We start from the raw sequence: 19,834 nt of genomic DNA, 5'->3' as shown, positions 1-19,834 counted from the left end.
TTTCAGACTATATATTACCGCTCTTTTTTGGAAAAGAACAAAGAGCGAACAAGGGTGTTATCCCCAGCGTAAGGACGGAACGCCGATTTCGTCGTCGAATTCCCGGCAAAACGGCACGGTGAATCCGCCGTCTTCTACGAATGATTGTTTCTCTTTTGCGATCTGATCGGCATTCCGCGGGGACGTGACCCGAGAATGAAATCAAACACGGCTTGAGGCTGACCCAGCGCTGTCGCCTGCAAGGCTGCCGGAATCCTTGCTGCGGCTTCGGCCTGTTCGGCAAGCACGGTAAGTGACATGCCGAGCGCGCATTCGAAGGCGCGATCCGGCGCGTTCATCAGCCGACGAAGGAGCGCCGCGGCGCGTCCGGCATGACGCAGCGCCGCCGCATGCTTGCCCTCGCGGATCTTCACACCGGCCGCCGATAACAGGATCAATCCCTTGAAAAGCATCCGAAGCGGAGCGCCTCGATCTGCAACCTGCCAAAGACCTTCCCAAGCCTCATGGGCTTCCCAGTAATAGCCATGATTGAAGAGGTCGATACCCCAAAGGAACATGTCCGAGTCAAGCGACGCCTCTTCAGCAATCTGAATTGCTTCGCTGTGATAGCTGTGTCCTGCAGGATCGCGCACGGGATGCGGCTGCCGGCCGGGAAGATACGCATAGGACGGAAAATTCTTTTCCGGTAGCCAGCGCGGGCGCAACGTCGAACCAATAGCCATCAAAGACGCATTTTGTCACTTGGCAATCAATTACGATAGAGGTGATTTGGCCGCGACGGGCGGGGCCCGCAGGCCGGTCGCCCCTCGTCCGGTACTATGGAACAGGAACGCCTTGCGGGTTGTCTCCAGGCAGTCTCGTGTGCCCGCGCGTCTACCGCCCAGCGCAGCTTGAAAGGGTGCTCCCGACCGAGCGGCGTCAGACGGCTGGCCTTGTGACAGCCCCGACGCACAGCCCGGCGTACCGCGCGGCAACTTCGAGAGCATCTCATCTAACCCCCACATTTCTCCGCTATTCCGGCGATACATTCCTCGAGACGCTCCAGGCGGAATTTCGCAATGCGAAGTTCGTTCCCGGCTTCGAAACGTCGATGGCGTCCCTGAGGTGTGGTCGCAATGAGGTTGCGCTCAAGTTCGGCAATGTGCGCACGCACCTGTTGGGCATCGTCCTGACGCAACGCCTTGATCCATCCACGCCCGCGCATCAGTCTTCCTGCCAGTACCCCGAAAGTCATGCCCGAGTTATGCCACCGAGACCCTAATTTGCGGCAAGCCGAAACAGTCGAAATTTAACTTCCGCTGACGCGATTATATTTTTGACAAGGCGTTCATCCGGTGGAACGGGACCAGGCTCGGTGAAGAACCTCTACCGGCCTTGCTCGATTGAACTCGTGCCCTTGGGCGCGAAGAAACACGTCCATCTGAACCTCTGGTAGGCCTCGAACTTCATATGCGGAATGATCGTTCGATAGAACGTCATCAATCGCTCACAGAGATGATAGTGATCATCGGGGGAGGCTTGGACACGCTCCCTAGGGATAAACCACTCTGGCTCTTGTGGCTCATTCAGATATGAAGGGCGAGGCAGGCTGACGTAATAGCCGTCTTTCGTCTCCCTGACATCGCGAGGGTCTATCGGATGGCAATCTTTGTTGCCGCAGCAATCATAGAGCAGGACCGGGTCTTTTTTGCCGGTATACCAGTCGTGAGCATCCGCATTGCCAGTTAAGACAAGCCACGCCAGCGCGATACGTCTTCGTGGCTGTCTCATGACACCTCCCCCACATGCCGCATAGCATATATTAGCGAAGTCTAATTGTCATCCTGGAGCCGCATGCGGTCGAAGCCGCCAACGGGTTTGTCAAATATACAATCGCCTCCGCACACGCGAGGAAAACGAAACAGTCCGGCAAGAGAGGGTGGCGACAGGATTGTCGTGGGCCTTGATGCGAGGGCACCTCAAACAGTTCTTGCTCTCAGCCGCAGGCAAGACGGTGCTTTCGGGCCGAGGCGTGCTCCATGAAAGGGCCAGAGAGTTGGGCTGGTATGTGGATAATCAGCGCTGGTGTCTTGCCGATTGCGCCAGCCGGCGCGCACTCTCGCCGCCATGGTGGCGGAGCATGTTGAATTGGCCTTGTTTGAGCAGTCGCTCGGCAATATCGAGGGCCTCAATCGACCGTTCTGTGATCGTGTGGCTGACGCTGCGGAAAAAACCGCAGGGTCGGTTCTGTTCGATGTTCGCGTCGACGGCGATGTCTGCGTACAGCGGATGGCTGCGATTGGATATGGCGTCACCGGCACTGCGGTAATCGTGATGGAGAAGAACGGACAACTTAGATGCGCATCGATCAACGAAGACAATGCGCTTTTGGTGGCGGAATTGGCTGCCTGGAATGCGTCTCCGCTGCGTGAGCAAGCGAGGGTTGACCACCGCGCAACGGCCAGCATCCTGCTAGCCAAGCTTCGGAGCTCAGGTCACTTCGCCCGTTTCTAGCCGGCTCAGCGCTGCTCGTACCCGGCGGCCAAATTGCTCCTCGGCTCACACAGGACCGGATGGCTGCGGTATAAGCGCACGATGGAACTGGCCATATAGTCCAAAGGTCTCCCGATGGCGTTGATTGTGGACCGGCGGCTGCGTCGCTTCGATTGAGGATAGCCCGAATCTGGCTGACCTTTCAGGCAGGAGCGCGTTATGCGACCTCGCCTTTCACGCCCCACCAGCGGGTCGTTCAATCCACTTGGTCAACGTAGCCTAATCGCGTACCAAGAACTCGTGCTCATCCAGTTGGCGCGCCTTGGTGCACCAAAAATGCCAGAGAAGAAAATTCCCCAAAATGCTCTACAAAACCTATGATGCCGCCACGGTCGAACCGAAGATCGCCCAAAAATGGGATGAGGCAGACGCTTTTCGCGCCGGTGCGAACGCCAGGCCGGGCGCGGAAACCTTCACCATCGTGATCCCCCCGCCGAACGTCACCGGTTCGTTGCACATGGGGCATGCGAACGGACGCTTGCAGATCTTTGACAGGATCGATTCCCTGATAGACGCAGGCGATTGTGGGGCCGCGATCCAAGAGGCGCGCGACTTGCTACTTCAATTCGAACAAAGGTCCGATGCGCTCACACATGCGATCGACGACTTTCTGCTCGATCTCATGACACTGGCTTCATTGTTGAATGTTATGGACGCGGCTTTGAACTTCTGGCGCGAACGCTTGCCCGTAGAAGACTGGCAAAGGTCAGGCTTTTGTCGGAAGGGGTCGATTCCGCCAGGGAGAAATGACACCCAAAGCTTGCTGGCTGAACCGGCGATCGCGCCGCGTTCCACACAGTGACGAAGGCAGTCAACGACGTTCGGCCGCCAAAAAAATAGGGCCATCGGTAAACCGAGGCCCTTTAGGTGTGAAGGTCAAAACCTTCAGAGGGGAACAGCTGATACGATGGAATGGGAGGAAACCATCGCGTGCATCAGCTGTAGGCTTAATGGCTAAAAGTTGTGCAATGCGCAAACACGTTTTGTGCAATGCAGCTATGCAAGAACGGAGAGGGTCCCTCTCCACCCCCAAAATTTGCGTTTGAATGTTTGTGCTGCTCGCAGGTGCTGATGAGGGAGATCCTGACGCTCGTGCACCTCCGGCAGGAGCAGAGACGATCATCGCTCGATCGGCGGTTTCGATCTCGAATGTGAGGGTCAGCGCTTCGGCGGGGAGCTACCGTTACAGCACCATGCCGATGCGGACCGGCGTGGGATTACGATATCGAGCTCCCCACGACCGTGACGCCGCTTGGGCCGTCCCGCCCTCGAGCCCGCCCTCGACGATCTAGAGGGTGAACGGGAGCGCTTGCGCCAGCTTTTTGCCCATGCGCCCGCAGGCTCGCGTCATACCAGTCGCGTGATAGTGGTGACTTTTGCGTTCACCGGCGATCTGGCCGCGAAGCGTCGTCAATTCGCCGAGGTGGAGGCAACCGACATCGATCGCGGTGACGAAGGCGAGGTCACTTGTACGTAGGGCGCTTCCGATAGCGGATGAATTTAACGGCTCGAATTACTCACTATGCGATCCAACTTCCGCGTCGCGAAAATTCCCAGTATTGTTTCAGATGATAAGCTGACGTTTGCTACGCATCAACCTTAGGAGTGCTGCGACAGGGCGAATACGTTCATCGCCTTTTGAAACGTCTCAGCCCACAAGTCATCGGTCAACGCACAATAGCGCGCGAGAAACAGCAGCGAGCGGACTTCAGCAAGGCCCATGAAAAGGGGCAACACGTCGAGTTCAATCTTGGACAACGGGCGGATCTTTTCATATCCGGATATCAATGAAGCGACCATCTCACCGGAATTGGGGCTTTCGGCGCGCGCTAAGTGCCATGCCGCCGTGCCGAGGTCGAGAACAAGAGGGCCGTGCCCAAAATCATCAAAATCGAAAAAGTGGACCTTCCCCTGGTGAACGCGAGTATTGCCTGTCCAGGCATCGCCGTGACACAGGCCGGCTGGAAGGGAGTGCAACTCAGATCGCCGCAAGCATGCCAGGTAGTCGTGCTCAATCACTCCCGAGACTTCGCGGCTCTCAAGGATGGGAGAAAGTGCCAGCAACGTATCTTGGACTATCGCTATCGGCTCAAGGCTTCGGATGTCTCCGCCAATGGCGGTTGGCATAGCCAGGTGCAGGTGCGCGATGGACGCGCCAAACTGCGCCATACCAGCAGGTGCTCCAATGTATCGCCACTAACGCCGGATGACGATAATCCCGGCCAGTGCGATGAGAACGATACCCAGCATTGAAGCCGTAATCATCGCAGCCTCCTCGATACAAGCCGGAGTCGTGGTCGCTGGAGACCGGGCGTCTTTGCCGGATCGGGCAAGCCGCTTGTGGTGTGCCCGCCGCCATCCTGACCTATCCTGACAGACAAAAAGATCAAAGCCAGAACGGCGGCGACGGTGGCATAGCGGAACAGGGATCGTGTCAGAACATGGCGGGAACATTTTTGGCCCAGCGCATTAGTGAAGTTCGCATGCGCGATGTCGTCACCATGCTGGTCGAGGGCAAAGTGGCTGCCGGGTGAATTGTCGAACGTCTCAACGGTTCGCCGGGAATTTCGTCGTGCTCCGGACAATCTTCGCTGTCGACTCCACTCGACCTATCGCCTCACAAGTGCCCGCCGACATCTTGCCACGGTGTCAAGATCACTGACTTCTCACTGGCGACATCGCGCCCGCACCCGGTACACGAAGCGACTTTGTTCCAAAACCTGGCTCCCGTCGCTCTACCGGCTACCTGTCAAGACGGGATCGCTGCTGCGCGTCGGGCGGATCGCGGCTGATAGCCGCGCATCCGCTTGGCGCGCAGCAGCTCGAGGAAAAGGGCGACGGCTTCGTCCTCGGTATCAAAGGAGTGCTGTACCGTGCGGCCGGTGGTTCCGATCCGGCCCCAACGCCGGACCAGGCAGGTCTGGCCGAACAGGGTCTCCTCGATCGACAGTGCATAGAAGCGCGCCATGTTCCGATCCGCGTCGCGGCGTTCGATACAGAGGCGATAGAGTTGCGCGATCATTGCGGACAGAATCGCGCAGTCGGACGCGCGCGTCCAATGAATGGTTTGAATCGGCGGACGCAGATCGATTCACTCTGGTGATGGATGGAACCGAACGTCAGTCGTTCAGCACCGTCTTTGATGGCCTTCCCCGAAGAGATGTAGCCAATCCTCGTTAGGCCATAGTCCTGGGCGGTCGGTCGTACGAAAATCGACGCTGATAGCGCGTCCGGCTACTTCGGCTGCCCGGCAAGGAATTCCGTTATCAGCCCCTGCACCACCTCCTGCATGGTTGTTCTATTGCGCGCGCAATGGACCTGCAGCTCGATCATCTGCGAGACCGGAATGCGTGTGTGCAGCCGGGCTGTCTCGCCGTCTGCCTTCGGCCTTTCGAGCTTCGCTTTCGCCGCTCTGGCAGACTGGGTTCTCGTCTGCTGCTCCAGCCTGTCGGTTTCGCTGATGCTGGATTCCACTATGGCAGCCATGTTGCGCGAGAACGGATCATCCGAACGGGCGCGCGGTTTCAAGGCAGGCAGCGGCAATTGGTTTGCGGTCCGATCGCTTTTCTCATTCATTGCGGGGTGGCTCCGTTCAGTTTGCGGATGATCTCGGCGGTCAGGGCATTCGTCTGGTCGCGAGCGTCCTCGACGGCCTTGTTCACAGGCTGGACTTCGTAAAGCGTCCCGGCGGTTGCGATTGAGGCGAAGGTCGGCCGTTGCGACAAAAAGGTCTCAAGCACGCTGGCGTTGGCCTGCCGCAGCAGCTGGATCGCCGTGCGGAAGGCCATCGTGTTGTGTTCGATCCCCGAAACCATGTTGAGCATCACCGCGTAGGGAATTTCGCGCTGGCGCCCTCCAAGTGAGCGGATGTGCCGGATCAGACCGAGGCATTGTTTGACATCGAAGACGTGCGCTTTCGTCGGAATCAGCACGAAGTCGGCGTTGGCGACGGCCGGGCCGAGTGCAGCCACGGCCGTGCCCTGGACATCGACCAGCAGCAGGTCCTCGGCGTCGGATTGCGCCAGGCGATCGATCAGTTCGTCGGTCGAGCTGATGGGGATGACGTCGATGTTTGAAAGCGCGTACCCGGCTCGGCGACTGTTCTTGCTCCACTCCACCGCGGACAGTTGCGGATCGGTGTCGAGCACCGTCACCCGATGACCGGCGGCGGCGAATTCGCCCGCGAGCAGGATGGTGGTCATGGTCTTGCCGACCCCGCCTTTGGGAGAGGCCACTGTGATTTGCACCGCGCGTTGTTCCGGCATTGTTTTTTCCCAATGTTGCGTACCTTGGCGTCAAGGCGCATAGGCGATTTGGCGCCAAAGTGACTTTCTTGCATTATGCCTATGCGCCGATGCAACAAAGTACCGAGGCGCATAAGTGTCTGTGTGATAATATGAATTTGCACATCGGTGCAATGTCCCAGGATGCACGATCGGTTCTAGATCAATGTGTCAGTGAGTCAGTATAATGTTTCGTATTGAATTGACAAGATACGCAATTTGGGTCCAAATTGGCTGAGCAGGTCGTCGCTTCGCTTCGACCTGGACCGTCTGCGACGTGAGGCCCATCCGCCATAGCGAGGAATTTTTGGACACCAGCGCCGCCCACAAGGACACCCGAAAGCGCTCTCGGATCGATATTGGGCCGGAGGCGGGCGCGCTCCTGGATGAGGCCTGCAAGGTGTTCCAGCTTGACCGGGCGGAGACGTTGCGGCGCATTATCCGGGCCAGCCTGGATGTCGGTCCCGCTCTGTCAGCTGAGAATTCACGCACTGTCGCGGCGTTGGCCTCACAAGTTCGGATGGTCGGCCGAAACCTCAGCCAGCTTCTCCATGCCATTCATTCCGGCCACGCTGCCCCCATGGAGGCGGCGTTGCCGATATGGGAAGCGCTGGATGAGAGGGTGAAAGCCGTCGACGCCGAATTGACGGCGATGACGATCGCCCATGGCCTGAAACTTCGGAAGGCGGCGCATCTGATGGATGGTGAGGGCGCGTGAACCTCGACCAGTCTTCCATACAAGCCATAGCCGATCGGATTCGCGCGAGCGCGGCTTTTGAAGAAGAGAACCGCAAGCGCCGGCGTCGGGCCCTGTTGTCCTTTGCTGGAAATGACGATGATTGGTTGTTCAAGACGGTTCGCGGCCGGAAGGGGGAGGGCGGTCTCGGGGCAAGCCAGCCACCGGAACCGGCCGTGCCGCGCTCGTCTCCCGGGCAGCTGGAGCCGCCGCGCGGTAAAGCCGGGCGCCTAAACCTCGCCCTGCCAGCGAAGCGACGGAAGCTCGCCGGCGGACCTGCGCCGAGGGCCGCCGCCGACAGGCTGGCGGCCGGGTATCAGCCGGCCGTTCTGAAGGTGATTTCCTACGGGCATGGCGTCACAAGGGCAGCCGCCATCGGTCAATATATCCAGAAGGAGGGTGTCGCGCTCGAGACGCATGACGCGCGTATCCTGGCAACGCAGGAAGCTGTTGCCGAGGAAATGAAACAGTGGGGCAAGGGTTTCGACAAGCGGCGGGAGAGCGAGGATGTGGCGACGTTTCGGCTTTCGCTGGGAGGGCAGGAGAATGCCGAGCGCCTTTCACAGGCAGTTCAGGCAGGTTTCGCCGGCCACGGTTTCGCCTATCGTATCGACACACTGCAGGACGGATCGAGCGTCGCGCGCGTCGTCGCAACCATGGCCGGACACAGCGTCGTGCGGGGTGAGAACGGGGACGACAAGGTGAAGCATCGGTTTCACTTTTCGGATCGACGCCAGCAGGATCGCCAGTTCTCGGCACCGACCCGGGCCATGATCGCCTCGCGGATCTCCGAGGCGCTTGGGGTCAAGGAGGATACCGTTTCGGTGAAACCAATTGGGGAGCCCAGCCACGGCAAAGCCGGTGTCGTGTTCCAGCTCGCGCGCCTTAGCCATGACAGAGCGGCGATCGGCGCCGACGGCGCCGCGATCGCGTCTGAGCAGGCGGTTCGGCAGACCGCGCAGTCCTGGGACAAGACCCTGAATTCCTACAAGCCTCGCGACACCATGCACATGATCCTGTCGGCCAAGGCGGGCGAGGACAGGCAAGCTCTGGTGAGGGCCGCGCGTGGGTTCCTGCATGAGCTGTTCCCCAATCACAAATTCGCCTTCGGCATGCATGCCGATATGGCGGAGGAGGGCGGTCATATTCATGTCCACGCCATTGTTGCGGTGAAGGGTGAGGATGGTGAGCGCTTGCGACCAGGTCCGGCCCAGCTTCGCGAATGGCGCGCGCTCTATGCCCAGCACGCACAAGCGCAGGGCATGAAAATCGTCGCGACCTCCGCGGCCTATCGAGCGTCATCACAAAGCTATGGCCCGCGCGACAAGGCGATTGTGGCCACGGCCGAAAAGCCGCGGCCGGGCAGGGAGGCGCGTGACCGCGCCTACGCCGGTGCAAACCCGCACGTCATCGAGAAAGCCCGCCAGCGGATCGACTACGCGAGGGCCAACCCGATAAAGATTCCGACTTCGGCGCGCCAGCTGCAGGCCACCCAGGCAAGCCTTCGGGATTGGCACTCGGTTGCTGCTTCCCGCCCGGATAACGCGATAGCGAGTCAATTCATTGATCGGATGACGCAAGCTTTCCGATCCGGTACTGTTGTGGTTGCTATTCGAGATGGAAAGGGTGTTCAAATGAGTTCAGATGCCACCGCGGACCAGATGCGGGAAAACCTAAAACAGATCAACGAGACCGTTAACAAGACAGCGGCCATGATGAACGGCCAGACGAAAGCGGAGTTCTTACGGCGCGCAGCGCCCACCATGGAACTGCTTGCGATCCGGACGGATCTCAAATCCCTGCAGGAAGGTGGCGTCACGCATGTCAGCGAAGACCAGGCCCATCGGATTGCCGGCGCGCGCGCCGAAGCTTTGATCCATCGCGCCCAGGAGATCGAGGCCGCTGAGCGGCTTGAGGCCGATCGCGCTCGCGAGATCCGTAATCGCGCCATCGAGCAGGAGATCCGCGACGAACGAGCCGGATCGGCTGATCCGACCTCGCTTGAGCAGGTTGCGCAACACCGCGAAATGGTGCGCAACGCCGAAAGCATCGCTGCGAAGGAAGCCCGCGAGGCACAAGCCGCAAGCGAAGCCGCGCGATCACTGGCACAGAATCCCAACGAGCGGCTTGATCCCGAGATCGTCAAAGGCGAACGGCTCGAAGAACTGCAGCGCCTGCAGTCGAGGAGCATCAACACCGCTGCAGTCGAAGGCGAAGAGCCGGATTCACAAAAGCCGCAAAAGCAGTAGTTGCCTCGTCATGCACCACTGCGTGGGCTCGTTGCTCCCTAAGCCGGGCTCTGGCAGCGGCTCGGTTCGGCACACGCTCGCGTCCAAACGCAAGATGTACTCCGAAGGAAAGACGAGATTTGACACCTCGTGATTATGCAACCTCCTTCACCCGGATTTCTATATCCAGGTGAGCGGAGGCGGCGATGTTGACGAGCGCGTCAAGCGAGAACTTGGCGAGCTTGCCGCGCAGCAGATCATTGATACGAGGGCGCGTCAGGCCGAGCCGCTTGGCGGCTTCCTCCTGGGGAATGCCCCAACGCTGGACTGCCTTACGGATCTCGTAGAGCAGCGCCGAGCGCGCCTTGAGATTTGCTGCCTCCTGTTCGGTGTCCGCCAGGGCGTCCCAGACGTTCTCATAGATTTCTACGTTCATCGTTCTGCCTTCCATCGTTTTAGCCGTTGAGCCGCCAGATCGAGGTCTTTCTTGGATGTGGCCTGTGTCTTCTTCTGGAACGCATGAAGCACCAAAACGCGGTCCTCCAGCGTTGCCAGATAGATGACGCGGAACGCTCCCGATGCCTCCCGAACCCTGATTTGCCTGACGCCGCCCCCCACGATCTGCAGAGGTTTCCAGTCCTCGGGATCGTCGCCGCGCTGGACAAGTTCGAGCTGTCAGCCGGCGCCTCTATCCGCGCATCGTCAGGAAACGCTGGAACATCCGCCCTGCTGCTTCCAAGCCATTCAATCACCTTCATCGGGGTGCGCTGTATCGATTTTGATACAGGTTGGCTAGGGTGACAATCAATCGCATTTTACGGACCAGCAATCAGCTCACGTCCCCACCAAGAACCGGGAGCCGCAACGAAAAGGTTCGATGCGCCTGCCATCGATTGGGAACGCTTCGTCTTGTTCTCACCACCCGACATAGGCACCGAAGGCACAAATCGCGCATTTGTAACTAAATTTCACGTCCTAGCGATCGCCGTGACGTCTAATTTGATCCTGCAGCGCCTCAAGAGCGGCTGACGGTCCCCCGTCGACATCTCCGCTGTCCACTGACGGTGACAGGGAACGAGCGCCGGCCTCTACTTCCTCATCGAGCGATGCGAGCAGTGCGGCGATCGACGTGGACTTGTTTCCCGGCCGGACTTGGAATCGCAAGACACTCGCCTTGCCTTCAGACGCACTCGGGTCGGACGTCTTTGATGCTGCCGGCGCCGATCGCCGGCCAAGGGTGGGAAGCGGCCGCGGCGCATCATCAGCTGTCTGATCGGCCCGCTTCGACTTCAACTCCGGAACTTCAGCGGCGACCTCGCTCTTTGCTTCAGCCTCACCGACCGTTGGAAGGCCTGAGCTTGGCAGCACCTGTGGTGCGTCCGCGCTGTCGCTCTTTGCTTTCGGCTTTAACGCGACGGGATCAGCCCGTTCAGCCGCAGTCGCACACGGCACCGCATCGGCATACGCTGTATCGCCCGAAACCGGCGCTTCGACGGTATCGGGTTCCCCCAACTCGAAAGGTGCGGCCGGCGCGTTGTTAGCCGCCGCTTCGACCTCCGCCATGGAGCGCAGCGGAAGATCCTGCCATCGGGAGAGAGGCGGCACTTTCAGGCGTCGGTGCCGAAATTCCTGGTAGGTCGCTTTATAGGGAGCGTCCTTATAATAGGTGATCTTGCGCACCATGAAACCAGGGGGGCTCGAGCCCAGAACCACGGCCTGCTTCGCCGGCAGTTGCCGAAGCTCCGCCGCCGTTCGGAACGGCCTTTCCTGATAACTTAAACTCTTGTCTCGGCCACCAAATATACCTTGACCAGCCCTGATGATCGGTGTGGGCACCTCGATCGTGGTCGGCCCCAGCATTACAGAGACATGTTCCGAGGTCTCCACGTCGTTCATGCGGATGAAAAGCTTCACCTGACACGCGGTCACCGTGGTGTGCCGCGTCGCTTTTCCATAGACTTCGTCAAGCTGGGCTAGATCCTGCAGGATCAGGACCATGCGAAAGCCATAGCCCGCGTTGATCGCCAGCTTGGAAACGATAGACTCCATTTTGCCGAGCTGGCGAAACTCGTCGATCATCACCAGGACCTGATAGGGCTCGTCCGGGCCTGGCGAGGAAGCCATCAGCACATCATGGATTTGCTGAACCAGGAGTTTGATGATGGGCCGGAACACGTCGAGCTGCGCCACCGAGCAGCCGATGAAGAGAGCCGTCGGGTCCTTGCGAAACTTCGAGATATCGAAATCGGTCGACGCCGTAGCGGCTGCAACGAGATCATTGGTCCAGGGGTTGAGAGCCGCCGTCAGGTTGAAGTAGGCTGAGTTTCGCGTTTCCTTTTCCAGCGCAATGAACTGGTTGAGCCCGTGCACGACCCACGAAGGCAGATATTTTTCCTCGTCATTGCGGATATTCGTCAGCACCCTGAGAAAATCCACGCCGGTCGAAAGAAGCATCGCGACGGCGCGTAAATGACGCTGCCCCTCATAGCGTGGTGACGTCAGCACATAGCCGATCATGGCCGAAAGCAGCTGCCGGCCGGCGCGCGCCCAGATCTCGGAACTTCCTGTCGCGTCGGGGATGATGAAGGAGGAGACCACCGCGCAGTCCGTCGGCATGCGCGCATCGCGCCGGATGAAATCCAGCGGATTATAGCGATGCGAATCCTGCTCGCCGGGCGAAAAGAAAAAGACCTTATCGCCGAGAGCCTGCCGATGCGCACCGAACGCCTCGAAGTTCTCCCGCTTCGGATCGAACCACACCGAGGATCCTCGCCACATGTAACCGTTCGGAATGACAAAGCTGACGCCCTTGCCGGATCGGGTCGGCCCGACCACCAGGACGTGCGCGGGCTCGTCCGAGCGGATCGTCGCCCCACCCATGTTGCCGAGGATCAAGCCTTGCTTTGCCAGCAGGTTTTTCCTTTCGGCGTCCATGATCGTGCCGAACCGCGCATTGCCGTAGTGCTTTGGCTTGCGGTTGATCAGGCTTGCAAAGACCAGGCCGACGCCGATCGCCACGACAACCGCGACCGCGATCACGCCCCGGATGATCGTCTCGCCCTGCGTGGGATGATAGGCTAGGCGCTGGCTGAAATGCTGCCAGGCAACGAACAGGCCGCTTAGGCTGCGTTGCGCGTTCTGGTATTTTAGAAGCCCCCAGCGCGAGGCGCCTTCAGAGGGCAGCGCGGGAGTCCACCGCCATGTCGCCACCAGCTCGTAGGCCAGGCTCCAAAGGGCAAAGAAGGCGGCGAGGCCGATGAGGCCGAGGAGAAGCCTATAAGCGAATACGCGAGACATTCTGGGGAACCTTTCTGGCGGCTCTCCATTCGGTCATGCGGTTGAACCAGATCGCCGAAGTTCCGCGCCAGCCGCCCCGGCGCGTTTGTTGGATCACAATCGGCAGGACCGACCGCACGTAATCGATGATCTCTGCCTTGCTCAGCCCAAGCCCAGCCTGCATGACCATCAATGCTAGCTGCTCAAACGCACCGGTCGGGCTGTCCGCATGGATCGTCGTGATCGATCCGGGATGACCTGTGTTGACGGCGCGCAAGAACGAATAGGCTTCCGCTCCCCGGATCTCGCCCAGGAAGATTCGATCCGGCCGCAACCGCATGGCGGCTTGCAGCAGCGTTTCAACGGTCACGTGCGCCAGGCCCTGGTCGCCCTTTGATGCGACGAGGGGCAGATAGTTGGGCTGGTGTGGTTTAACCTCTCGCGTATCCTCAATGGTGAGGATCCGCTCATCCGAAGGCACCTCGTGCAATATTGCGTTCAGAAACGTCGTTTTGCCCGACGATGTGCCTCCTGAAAGCAAGATCGAATACCGTTCCCGCACGGCCAGGCGGAGGAAATCCTCGATCTTGCCGGCGTCGAGATATTCGCAAAGGGCGCTGTCGGTCTCGCTCAATTCGCCGGGATCCTGGACGGAGATCGTATCGAACGACCCCCGCTTCCGGTAATCATCAAGGCGCATATCCTTCACGACCTGCTTGCGGATCGCGAAGGCGCCTCCTGTCGGCGTCGCCGGCGCAAGCACGCCCTGGAAGCGTTCGCCGCCGGGGAGGGCGGCCGAAAGCAAGGGATTTTCCTCGCTGATCGATTGGGAGGATGATGCCGCTATACGTTCCATGAGGTAAGTGATCGCGGCGCGGTCGAGCTCGGGGACGTCGAAGGGCTCCATATGTGTCGAGCCAACAATTTCGACCCACACAAGCCCAGGCCCGTTTGCACAGATTTCGACCACGCGATCGTCGTCGAGCCAGCGCCGCACCGGCTCCAGCGCCTTATTTAGAAAGACGGTTCTTTGCTGCCCGCTCACGTCGTATCTCCCTCAACGCCTCGCGTACCGGGTCCGGATAGAACTCCGAAAAATCGAGGTCCCGGCGGACGAACACCATGATGCGCGACCCCTGATCGACATGGATCGTGGGCGCGATATTGATCGAATTTCGAAGCGCCTCTTCGGCAATGCGGTTGAGGCTTTGCGAGACCTGTTGCGCGCCGATCTGGCGGGCGCTCTGCAGGTATTGGTTGGGCTGCGTCTGGATTGTCACCGTCTGTCCGGTCTGCGGGTCCGTGTAGGCCTGGCTGGTGTTCGACCCATTCTGGTCGTTGCCAAGGTTGGCGATGAATTGCGTCGCACCGCCCACGACACTTAGAAGGATCGCCGAGCCAAACCGCTCGAAATAATGGTTGTCGACCTCACCCGGCATGCCGCTGCGACCGAGCTCGTCGGTGCCGGTCGAGCCGAGCTGCACCGACATGCCGTCCGATCGAAGCAGGCGTGTCCACACTATGAACACCCGCGTTTGGCCGGTTGCGAGGCCACTGCGATATTCACCGATAAGGCGGGAGCCAGCGGGGATCAAAACCCTGCGACCGTCGAACGACCACACATCCTCCGACACGACGGCCCGAACCATACCGGCAAGATCGCTCTGGATCGCGGTCTCGAGCACGCCTTTGATCATCGTCCCTTGGGCGACCAGAGCGTCCGTGCGCGGGTTCATCGTGGCTTTCGATGTATCCGCTCCGCTCTGGCTCGCCCTTGCCAAAAAACGCCGATTGGGGTCCTCCTCGCCCTCGCCGGCGTTTCCGGCCGCCGCTGCATCCGTACCATTGCCGCCAAATGCTGACGCACTGCCAGGCGCATCGCCGCTATCGACGACGAGCTGCTTGGCGCGCAAGCGCTCCCATTTGCGGCGTTCCTCTTCTTCTTGCCTGCGCCGTTCTTCCTCAGCCAGACGACGGGCCTCGGAATCATCCTGCACCTGTGGTGGAGCTGCAGGCGGTTGCAAGGCTGGTGGAGGGGGAGGCGGAGCCTCGACCGTCGACGGCGGCTGTGCCAGCGCCGCCGGCGGCTCCTCGGGAGCCGTCGGAATTTTCAGGGTCCCGTTATCAAGCTGAGGACGCGGCGTATCGAGCCCCGGTGCGGGAAACTGTGTGGTGTGAAACTCCTCGCCATCCGACGCCGTCAACAGCGGCTTGTCTGGCGCACGCGTCGCCGCATAGATCATCCAGCCGGCGAAGACCACCGCACCCAGCGGCACCACGATCTTGAAGAATGTGGTCGCCCCGAATTTTGGCGGGGCGACCGCCGTGCCTTCCTCGGCGAGCATTCTGTACTCATTGGGAGATGGCATCAGGCCCCCTCACTTTCCGAACAGTCCCACCGCCGACACGCTGCGGCTCGTAAGGTTCAAGCCCGGTCGGTTCGTTCACATTGTTCAGTCTCAGATTGAAGACGCAGGTTGCTTCGTTGCCATTGCGCAGCGTCCATTGGTAATTGACCTTGTCGACGACGATGTACGCGCCCTCGCGGCGATAATTCACAAGCGTCTCATTGCGCTCGCTGTCGACGACATAGATCGCCGGCACTTCCCTTGCCGGATCGAAGCGGAACCAGGTCTTCACGCCGTCGTCGTAGATCACGAGCGGCTTATTTGCCGACGACCCCTTATAGGCATAGGACGAGTTGGCGTTTTCGGCCTTGAAACCATGCCGGTTCGGCTGTGCCGCCCGGGTCCGGGCTTCGTCCATCAGCGCCGCGTCCGACGCCTCTTCGGGATAGCGGAACTTGATCGCATAGACCTGTTGCGCAACTGGCCGAAACTCGCCGTTGAGGAAGAACACATAGCTGCGCTTGTTGGTCAGGACGTTGAGATTCCCGCCCGCATTCTTCTCGATCGGCTTCACAAACAGCACATTGCCCTTCTTGTTGGGCTCGATGCTCCAGGCCGGGACGTCGCCAGCGCCGAGGGTTTCGATTTTCTCGTCATCGCCGAATTCGATCATGGTCGAGGCGCCGTAGCTGGCCGGCACCGACACCACATCGTCCTTTTGATACCAGACGAAGCGAATGCGACTGTCACGAGATCCCGCCCGAGGGGTCTGTTCGGCAAGAGCCGGGTGAACCGCGCAAACGCCGAGCCCGATTGCCATCAGGATGCCGGCAATCTTCATTGCGGTGTCTCCGCGGTGGGTGCCGGCGCCGTCTCCTGATCGCGCCGATATTCGAGCACCTGGAAGCCGAGGGGATTTTGAAAGCGGATCTCGTTTTTGGCCGGCACGCCGGTGTAGCGGAACCGGATCAACGACACCCAATGCCGCTGCACGGTGTTCGCCTGGCTCTTTTCCTCCGTCATGAACCGGACCAGGGCGGTCCTCTGGTTAGGAAATGTCACGGACTTCACGGTCACAGCCACGACGGTGTTTCGCCCATAGAGCACGACCGGGTTCGTCACCTTGTTTGCCGGGCTGAAAAGCTCGACGAGCTCCCTCGAGGCATCGCCGGCGCTCAGCAATTGCGCGAGATCGAAGTTGTCCTTAAGCGCCTTCGGATCGTAGGTCTCGCGGGCCTTCACATAACGGACGATATCGAACATCCCCATCGACTCGTCCTGCTGCAAAGGCCCGTCGGCCAGCGGCCGCTTGACCTCGACAAACCCGGTGGATTTGTCGACCACCACCATGTAGGGCTCATAAGTCTTGAGCGGAAGCGCAAGGATCAGCGCGCCCACCGCTGCAACGGCAATGACCGAGGCGACGCTTGCCACACACCACGCCAGAGATCGCGACCAGCGATTGCGCCGCGCGATATCTTTTTCCCAGATTGCCGCATCCACGTAGTACGGCAAGGGAGACTCGGTTTCCTTCGCCGGTCCCCCAGCGCTTTCCTTCACATCGCTCATTGGTGCCCCAAACCTATGCGGGATCCGTCAGCTTTCGGGAAAGCCGTGCATATTCCGCTGAATTCTCATACCTTCTCTGTGCGAGGCTCACGCGTGCCCGCTCGCGACCCGCCAGCCGTTCCTGCCGCGTGCTCCAGCCCAAGCGTCCCATCAGCCTGCGCTGACCGGCTTGGCCCATCGCTGCGAAGGCGCCGCCGTAGAAGCGCCCAAACGAAGGCGTTCCAATACCAATTCCGCCCGCGAGCGAGGCGGCAACGTTGGTGATTTGCGACAGCAGCAGCACGCCGACGAGGCAGATCAGGATCAGCGGCGCGGCTTCGGTCAAGGTCGTTGTCGCAGCACCATTCGACCGGTTGACCGCGTCGAAATAGGTCTGGGTGATCGAGATGAAGAAGGCACAGAAGGCGTAGACCAGAATCTGCACGCACATGTACTGCACGATCGCGGTTATCCAGCCGGCAAAGAACCGGGTCGTGTAGCCGAACAGCATAAGAATGATGAACACTGGGGCGAGCGCCAGCAAAAGCCAAAGAAAGATCTTCGACAGGATGATGAGGAAGATCGCATAGCCGATGAGCAGCGCGCCGACGACAAGGATGATCGCCGCCAGTACGTAGCCGCCGAAGTTCAACACGCCAAGGCTCTTGATAAAGGCGGAGGTGGAATTGGCGAGCGAATCCCAGATGTTTTGCAGGGTCGTCTGCACGGAGTTGACGGAGTTCAGCCCGGCCGATGTCCCGGTCACATTGGCCGAAACGCTCGTCAGAAGGCTGTTCCCGATCGCGGAAGGTGTCTCATTCGCGAACGAATAGGCATATGTTTGAAAGTCCCCCCAGCTCGTCGCCAGAGCGTAGATGACGAAGGCGCGGAACAGGCGCCAGACCATCTCTTTTCCCGATCCGGTCGAGGTTCCCTGCCAGATGCTGATGGCCCAGAATATCACGTACAGCGTCAGCATCAGGCCGGCGACACCCACCTGTCCCCCGCCGGTCAGGGCCGACGCAAGGTTCTGGTAGGCTTGCGATACATAGTTATTGCCGAACTTGTCGACCTGCTGCAGAAGCGTCGTGATATTGAAGTTCATTTTTTCGCCGTCCCACCTGGAAACAAAGATGGATCGCTATTGAGTGCCTTCATCGGACCGCACTCGAATGGCTTCTTCGCTCCTGTTCTTGGTTCAGGCGCCGCGAACGCCATCGGCTGCATCGGTCCCTCGTCGCGCGAGCATGGAGCCTTGAGCGGCTTGTGGCCGCACCCGGAGGTGGCGACAGCGCCAATGATGGCGGCCGCTGATAGAAGAAAGCGCACCGTCATTGGCCGGACTTGTATTCGAGCCCCCGCGAGGCCTGGGTGATCAGGTTCATACGATCGATGTTTTCCTGGTTGGCGGCTGCCGTAGCTGTGTTCACCGCGCCGATCAGCTCGTTCACGGTCAGACCCGTTTGCACCATGATCTGGCTGTTCTGATCGATCGAGCCCTTGATGTCCTGCGCCGTGCCGATCCGTTGAGCGCCCGACTGAAAAGCGCTGGAACGGGTCTTCACCCCATTTTGCGAGGAGTCCACCAGTCCGGTGACCGTGGCCGCGACGTTCACCAGGGCGCTGTAGTTCTTATCCATCTGCGTCGTCTGGCCATTGATCAGGCCCGAAATGGTTCTCACCAGCTGCAAGCCATTGATCATGTTCGAAACGATGCCCTGCGATCCATTGCCGAGGCCGGCGAACGACAACGAGCCGCCCGAGATCACGCTACCAAGCGAAGGCGCGTCCCCCATGGAGAAGCCGCCATTGCCCAAGGCCATCTGCGCGAGCTGGCCGGCTTGGCTCGACCGGTCGCCCGTGACTGCCTGCAGCGTCTTTTGTGTATAGTTCATGATGTTGCGGTCGGTGCTGAGGATCTCGCTCGTGGCCGATGCAATCTGCCGAGCCTGTTCCAGATTGGCCTCGTCGATCGTAGGCACCTGCGCAAAGGCGATGCCGCCCAAGCCAAGCAAGAGTGCCGCTGTTAACGGAATTCCACGCATAGCGCTTTCTCCTATTGACCCTGATATTGCTTGACGGCCGACATCAGCTCGTCGGTCGTCATTGTCACGGGAGCGCGGTTCGCGTCCCTTTGGATTTGCGAAAGCACGGGCGAGACGTTTTCAACCGTGTCGGTCGTGCGCGGCGCCGTGCATGTGCCGTCCGTCGACGGGCAGCACGGGTTGCCGGCCGTGCCGCCGCCGCTCGTAGCCCCGGGACAGCTTGTCGAGCCACCCGAACCAGGCGGCGGGTACGCGGGAGTGGGCACCACCAGGCCGGAGGATCCCCGACTTGTCAGTGTGGCAGTGCCGATGTTGCGCACGTTGAAAGCTTGGGCGAAGAAGCCTGTCGCCTGGATCACCTCGTTGAAGCTCAGCCCGCCTTGGGCGCGGATTGCGCTGTTGCGGTCGAAGGCTTCCATGACCGTTTTGTCAGTCCCGATATCCTGACCCATGGTCTCGAAGGACTGCCTATTGGGGGCCACCGTTGACATGCTGCCATTCATGCCGCCGAGAACCTGACCGGTGATATCCAACTGGCCCCTTTCGCCGGCATTGCCGCCGATAGCGCCCGATCCCGACCCGGTCGAGTCGAACGCCGAAGAGCCCTTGATGTCCGGATTGGCCTCTTCCAAGGACGCCCGGCCACTCGCCGGATCGACCGAAGCCTTCGGGCTCTTCACGTTCTGCGCCTTTTTGGGTGTCGTTACCGAGCAATTGACGCCCTGCGTGGCGGACTTGGTGTCCGCCTGGATGAGCTTGATCTGAACCTTGTCGGCCTTGTCCTCGCTCCGCTGCGACAGAATAGGGCTGTCAGAAACCGGCACGGCCGCCATGGCCG

Annotated in this window: 21 protein-coding genes and 2 pseudogenes; 6 read left to right on the top strand and 17 right to left on the bottom strand. The window is 60.1% G+C overall.

The genetic code is table 11. The annotated features are described in order from the left end of the window. Positions 1-134: 134 nt before the first annotated feature. The 3 genes from AC3CB8_RS30400 to AC3CB8_RS30390 form a co-directional block, all read right to left on the bottom strand. Positions 135-722 carry a DUF309 domain-containing protein gene (locus AC3CB8_RS30400; RefSeq protein WP_352726786.1) on the bottom strand — a complete coding sequence of 196 codons (588 nt, stop codon included), beginning with the start codon at positions 720-722 and terminating at the stop codon, positions 135-137. A 269-nt stretch (positions 723-991) separates the two neighbouring features. Next, positions 992-1,204: a hypothetical protein gene (locus AC3CB8_RS30395; RefSeq protein ID WP_031193926.1), complete on the bottom strand. Its 213-nt coding sequence runs from the start codon at positions 1,202-1,204 to the stop codon at positions 992-994. A gap of 161 nt (positions 1,205-1,365) precedes the next feature. Continuing rightward, complete coding sequence (locus AC3CB8_RS30390) at positions 1,366-1,770, bottom strand: hypothetical protein (RefSeq protein WP_155924271.1); 405 nt, start codon at positions 1,768-1,770, stop codon at positions 1,366-1,368. Positions 1,771-2,106: 336 nt separating this feature from the next. On the opposite strand from AC3CB8_RS30390, the gene AC3CB8_RS30385 reads away from it, so the two are divergent. From AC3CB8_RS30385 to AC3CB8_RS30375, 3 genes and pseudogenes are all read left to right on the top strand, one after another. Then, positions 2,107-2,493 carry a hypothetical protein gene (locus tag AC3CB8_RS30385; RefSeq protein ID WP_435053107.1) on the top strand — a complete coding sequence of 129 codons (387 nt, stop codon included), beginning with the start codon at positions 2,107-2,109 and terminating at the stop codon, positions 2,491-2,493. 340 nt (positions 2,494-2,833) lie between these two features. Continuing rightward, positions 2,834-3,016 (top strand): annotated as a pseudogene (locus AC3CB8_RS30380) (class I tRNA ligase family protein); the annotation flags it as partial. Positions 3,017-3,841: 825 nt separating this feature from the next. After that, on the top strand, positions 3,842-4,009 hold the full coding sequence (locus AC3CB8_RS30375) for a hypothetical protein (protein WP_352726790.1): 168 nt from the start codon (positions 3,842-3,844) through the stop codon (positions 4,007-4,009). Between the two features lie 122 nt (positions 4,010-4,131). Here the strand turns inward: AC3CB8_RS30375 and AC3CB8_RS30370 are convergent, their stop codons facing one another. Continuing rightward, the gene (locus AC3CB8_RS30370; protein WP_352726791.1) at positions 4,132-4,701 is read right to left on the bottom strand and encodes a phosphotransferase; all 570 of its coding nucleotides are present in this window, start codon (positions 4,699-4,701) and stop codon (positions 4,132-4,134) included. A 176-nt stretch (positions 4,702-4,877) separates the two neighbouring features. On the opposite strand from AC3CB8_RS30370, the gene AC3CB8_RS30365 reads away from it, so the two are divergent. Beyond that, positions 4,878-5,066, top strand: coding sequence for a hypothetical protein (locus AC3CB8_RS30365; RefSeq protein ID WP_023819769.1), 189 nt, complete (start codon positions 4,878-4,880; stop codon positions 5,064-5,066). Positions 5,067-5,281: 215 nt separating this feature from the next. Here AC3CB8_RS30365 and AC3CB8_RS30360 read toward each other — a convergent pair whose 3' ends face one another. From AC3CB8_RS30360 to AC3CB8_RS30350, 3 genes are all read right to left on the bottom strand, one after another. Beyond that, complete coding sequence (locus AC3CB8_RS30360; protein ID WP_352726793.1) at positions 5,282-5,554, bottom strand: WGR domain-containing protein; 273 nt, start codon at positions 5,552-5,554, stop codon at positions 5,282-5,284. Between the two features lie 212 nt (positions 5,555-5,766). Beyond that, positions 5,767-6,108 carry a hypothetical protein gene (locus AC3CB8_RS30355; protein ID WP_023819767.1) on the bottom strand — a complete coding sequence of 114 codons (342 nt, stop codon included), beginning with the start codon at positions 6,106-6,108 and terminating at the stop codon, positions 5,767-5,769. Continuing rightward, positions 6,105-6,797, bottom strand: coding sequence for a nucleotide-binding protein (locus tag AC3CB8_RS30350; RefSeq protein ID WP_352726796.1), 693 nt, complete (start codon positions 6,795-6,797; stop codon positions 6,105-6,107). The genes AC3CB8_RS30355 and AC3CB8_RS30350 overlap by 4 nt, the downstream gene beginning before the upstream one ends. A 325-nt stretch (positions 6,798-7,122) precedes the next feature. Here AC3CB8_RS30350 and AC3CB8_RS30345 point away from each other — a divergent pair, with 325 nt between their 5' ends. Together AC3CB8_RS30345 and AC3CB8_RS30340 are read left to right on the top strand one after the other, a co-directional pair. Continuing rightward, the gene (locus AC3CB8_RS30345; RefSeq protein ID WP_352549330.1) at positions 7,123-7,533 is read left to right on the top strand and encodes a hypothetical protein; all 411 of its coding nucleotides are present in this window, start codon (positions 7,123-7,125) and stop codon (positions 7,531-7,533) included. Beyond that, positions 7,530-9,800, top strand: a complete 2,271-nt coding sequence (locus AC3CB8_RS30340) for a relaxase/mobilization nuclease domain-containing protein (protein ID WP_352726798.1) — start codon at positions 7,530-7,532, stop codon at positions 9,798-9,800. Before AC3CB8_RS30345 ends, AC3CB8_RS30340 begins: the two co-directional genes overlap by 4 nt. Before the next feature lie 133 nt (positions 9,801-9,933). On the opposite strand, the gene AC3CB8_RS30335 is transcribed toward AC3CB8_RS30340, so the two are convergent. The 10 genes and pseudogenes from AC3CB8_RS30335 to AC3CB8_RS30290 form a co-directional block, all read right to left on the bottom strand. Further along, the gene (locus tag AC3CB8_RS30335) at positions 9,934-10,215 is read right to left on the bottom strand and encodes a helix-turn-helix domain-containing protein (protein ID WP_006205593.1); all 282 of its coding nucleotides are present in this window, start codon (positions 10,213-10,215) and stop codon (positions 9,934-9,936) included. Next, positions 10,212-10,537 (bottom strand): annotated as a pseudogene (locus tag AC3CB8_RS30330) (type II toxin-antitoxin system RelE/ParE family toxin). Before AC3CB8_RS30330 ends, AC3CB8_RS30335 begins: the two are co-directional and overlap by 4 nt. A gap of 217 nt (positions 10,538-10,754) precedes the next feature. Continuing rightward, positions 10,755-12,989, bottom strand: coding sequence for a type IV secretory system conjugative DNA transfer family protein (locus AC3CB8_RS30325; protein WP_488377386.1), 2,235 nt, complete (start codon positions 12,987-12,989; stop codon positions 10,755-10,757). A 64-nt stretch (positions 12,990-13,053) separates the two neighbouring features. Next, entirely contained in the window at positions 13,054-14,100 is a 1,047-nt protein-coding gene (gene virB11, locus AC3CB8_RS30320; protein WP_023819761.1) for a P-type DNA transfer ATPase VirB11, read from the bottom strand. After that, a complete protein-coding gene (gene virB10 / locus AC3CB8_RS30315) occupies positions 14,066-15,400 on the bottom strand; it encodes a type IV secretion system protein VirB10 (RefSeq protein ID WP_352726802.1) in 1,335 nt (444 codons plus the stop codon). The genes virB11 and virB10 overlap by 35 nt, the downstream gene beginning before the upstream one ends. Before the next feature lie 7 nt (positions 15,401-15,407). Further along, the gene (gene virB9, locus AC3CB8_RS30310; protein ID WP_352726804.1) at positions 15,408-16,244 is read right to left on the bottom strand and encodes a P-type conjugative transfer protein VirB9; all 837 of its coding nucleotides are present in this window, start codon (positions 16,242-16,244) and stop codon (positions 15,408-15,410) included. Further along, complete coding sequence (locus AC3CB8_RS30305) at positions 16,241-16,972, bottom strand: VirB8 family type IV secretion system protein (RefSeq protein ID WP_352492034.1); 732 nt, start codon at positions 16,970-16,972, stop codon at positions 16,241-16,243. Before AC3CB8_RS30305 ends, virB9 begins: the two co-directional genes overlap by 4 nt. Positions 16,973-16,985: 13 nt before the next feature. After that, complete coding sequence (locus AC3CB8_RS30300) at positions 16,986-18,056, bottom strand: TrbL/VirB6 family protein (protein ID WP_352726806.1); 1,071 nt, start codon at positions 18,054-18,056, stop codon at positions 16,986-16,988. Between the two features lie 226 nt (positions 18,057-18,282). Then, a complete protein-coding gene (locus AC3CB8_RS30295; RefSeq protein WP_352726808.1) occupies positions 18,283-18,957 on the bottom strand; it encodes a type IV secretion system protein in 675 nt (224 codons plus the stop codon). Between the two features lie 50 nt (positions 18,958-19,007). Next, entirely contained in the window at positions 19,008-19,829 is an 822-nt protein-coding gene (locus tag AC3CB8_RS30290; protein ID WP_488377384.1) for a hypothetical protein, read from the bottom strand. Between the last annotated feature and the right edge of the window lie 5 nt (positions 19,830-19,834).

Source organism: Mesorhizobium sp. P160927 (genome assembly GCF_057766385.1).
Note: the sequence above shows the minus strand (reverse complement) of the source record. Positions and strands in the feature narration are given on the sequence as shown.

Excerpts from the sequence above, each read along its gene's own strand:
- AC3CB8_RS30400 (WP_352726786.1), bottom strand. The coding sequence starts at position 722 with ATGGCTATTGGTTCGACGTTGCGCCCGCGCTGGCTACCGGAAAAGAAT.
- AC3CB8_RS30390 (WP_155924271.1), bottom strand. The coding sequence starts at position 1,770 with ATGAGACAGCCACGAAGACGTATCGCGCTGGCGTGGCTTGTCTTAACT.
- AC3CB8_RS30300 (WP_352726806.1), bottom strand. The coding sequence starts at position 18,056 with ATGAACTTCAATATCACGACGCTTCTGCAGCAGGTCGACAAGTTCGGC.
- AC3CB8_RS30360 (WP_352726793.1), bottom strand. The coding sequence starts at position 5,554 with ATGATCGCGCAACTCTATCGCCTCTGTATCGAACGCCGCGACGCGGAT.
- virB10 (WP_352726802.1), bottom strand. The coding sequence starts at position 15,400 with ATGCTCGCCGAGGAAGGCACGGCGGTCGCCCCGCCAAAATTCGGGGCG.
- AC3CB8_RS30335 (WP_006205593.1), bottom strand. The coding sequence starts at position 10,215 with ATGAACGTAGAAATCTATGAGAACGTCTGGGACGCCCTGGCGGACACC.
- AC3CB8_RS30305 (WP_352492034.1), bottom strand. The coding sequence starts at position 16,972 with ATGAGCGATGTGAAGGAAAGCGCTGGGGGACCGGCGAAGGAAACCGAG.
- AC3CB8_RS30350 (WP_352726796.1), bottom strand. The coding sequence starts at position 6,797 with ATGCCGGAACAACGCGCGGTGCAAATCACAGTGGCCTCTCCCAAAGGC.
- AC3CB8_RS30370 (WP_352726791.1), bottom strand. The coding sequence starts at position 4,701 with ATGGCGCAGTTTGGCGCGTCCATCGCGCACCTGCACCTGGCTATGCCA.
- AC3CB8_RS30355 (WP_023819767.1), bottom strand. The coding sequence starts at position 6,108 with ATGAATGAGAAAAGCGATCGGACCGCAAACCAATTGCCGCTGCCTGCC.
- AC3CB8_RS30395 (WP_031193926.1), bottom strand. The coding sequence starts at position 1,204 with ATGCGCGGGCGTGGATGGATCAAGGCGTTGCGTCAGGACGATGCCCAA.
- virB9 (WP_352726804.1), bottom strand. The coding sequence starts at position 16,244 with ATGAAGATTGCCGGCATCCTGATGGCAATCGGGCTCGGCGTTTGCGCG.
- AC3CB8_RS30290 (WP_488377384.1), bottom strand. The coding sequence starts at position 19,829 with ATGGCGGCCGTGCCGGTTTCTGACAGCCCTATTCTGTCGCAGCGGAGC.
- AC3CB8_RS30385 (WP_435053107.1), top strand. The coding sequence starts at position 2,107 with ATGGTGGCGGAGCATGTTGAATTGGCCTTGTTTGAGCAGTCGCTCGGC.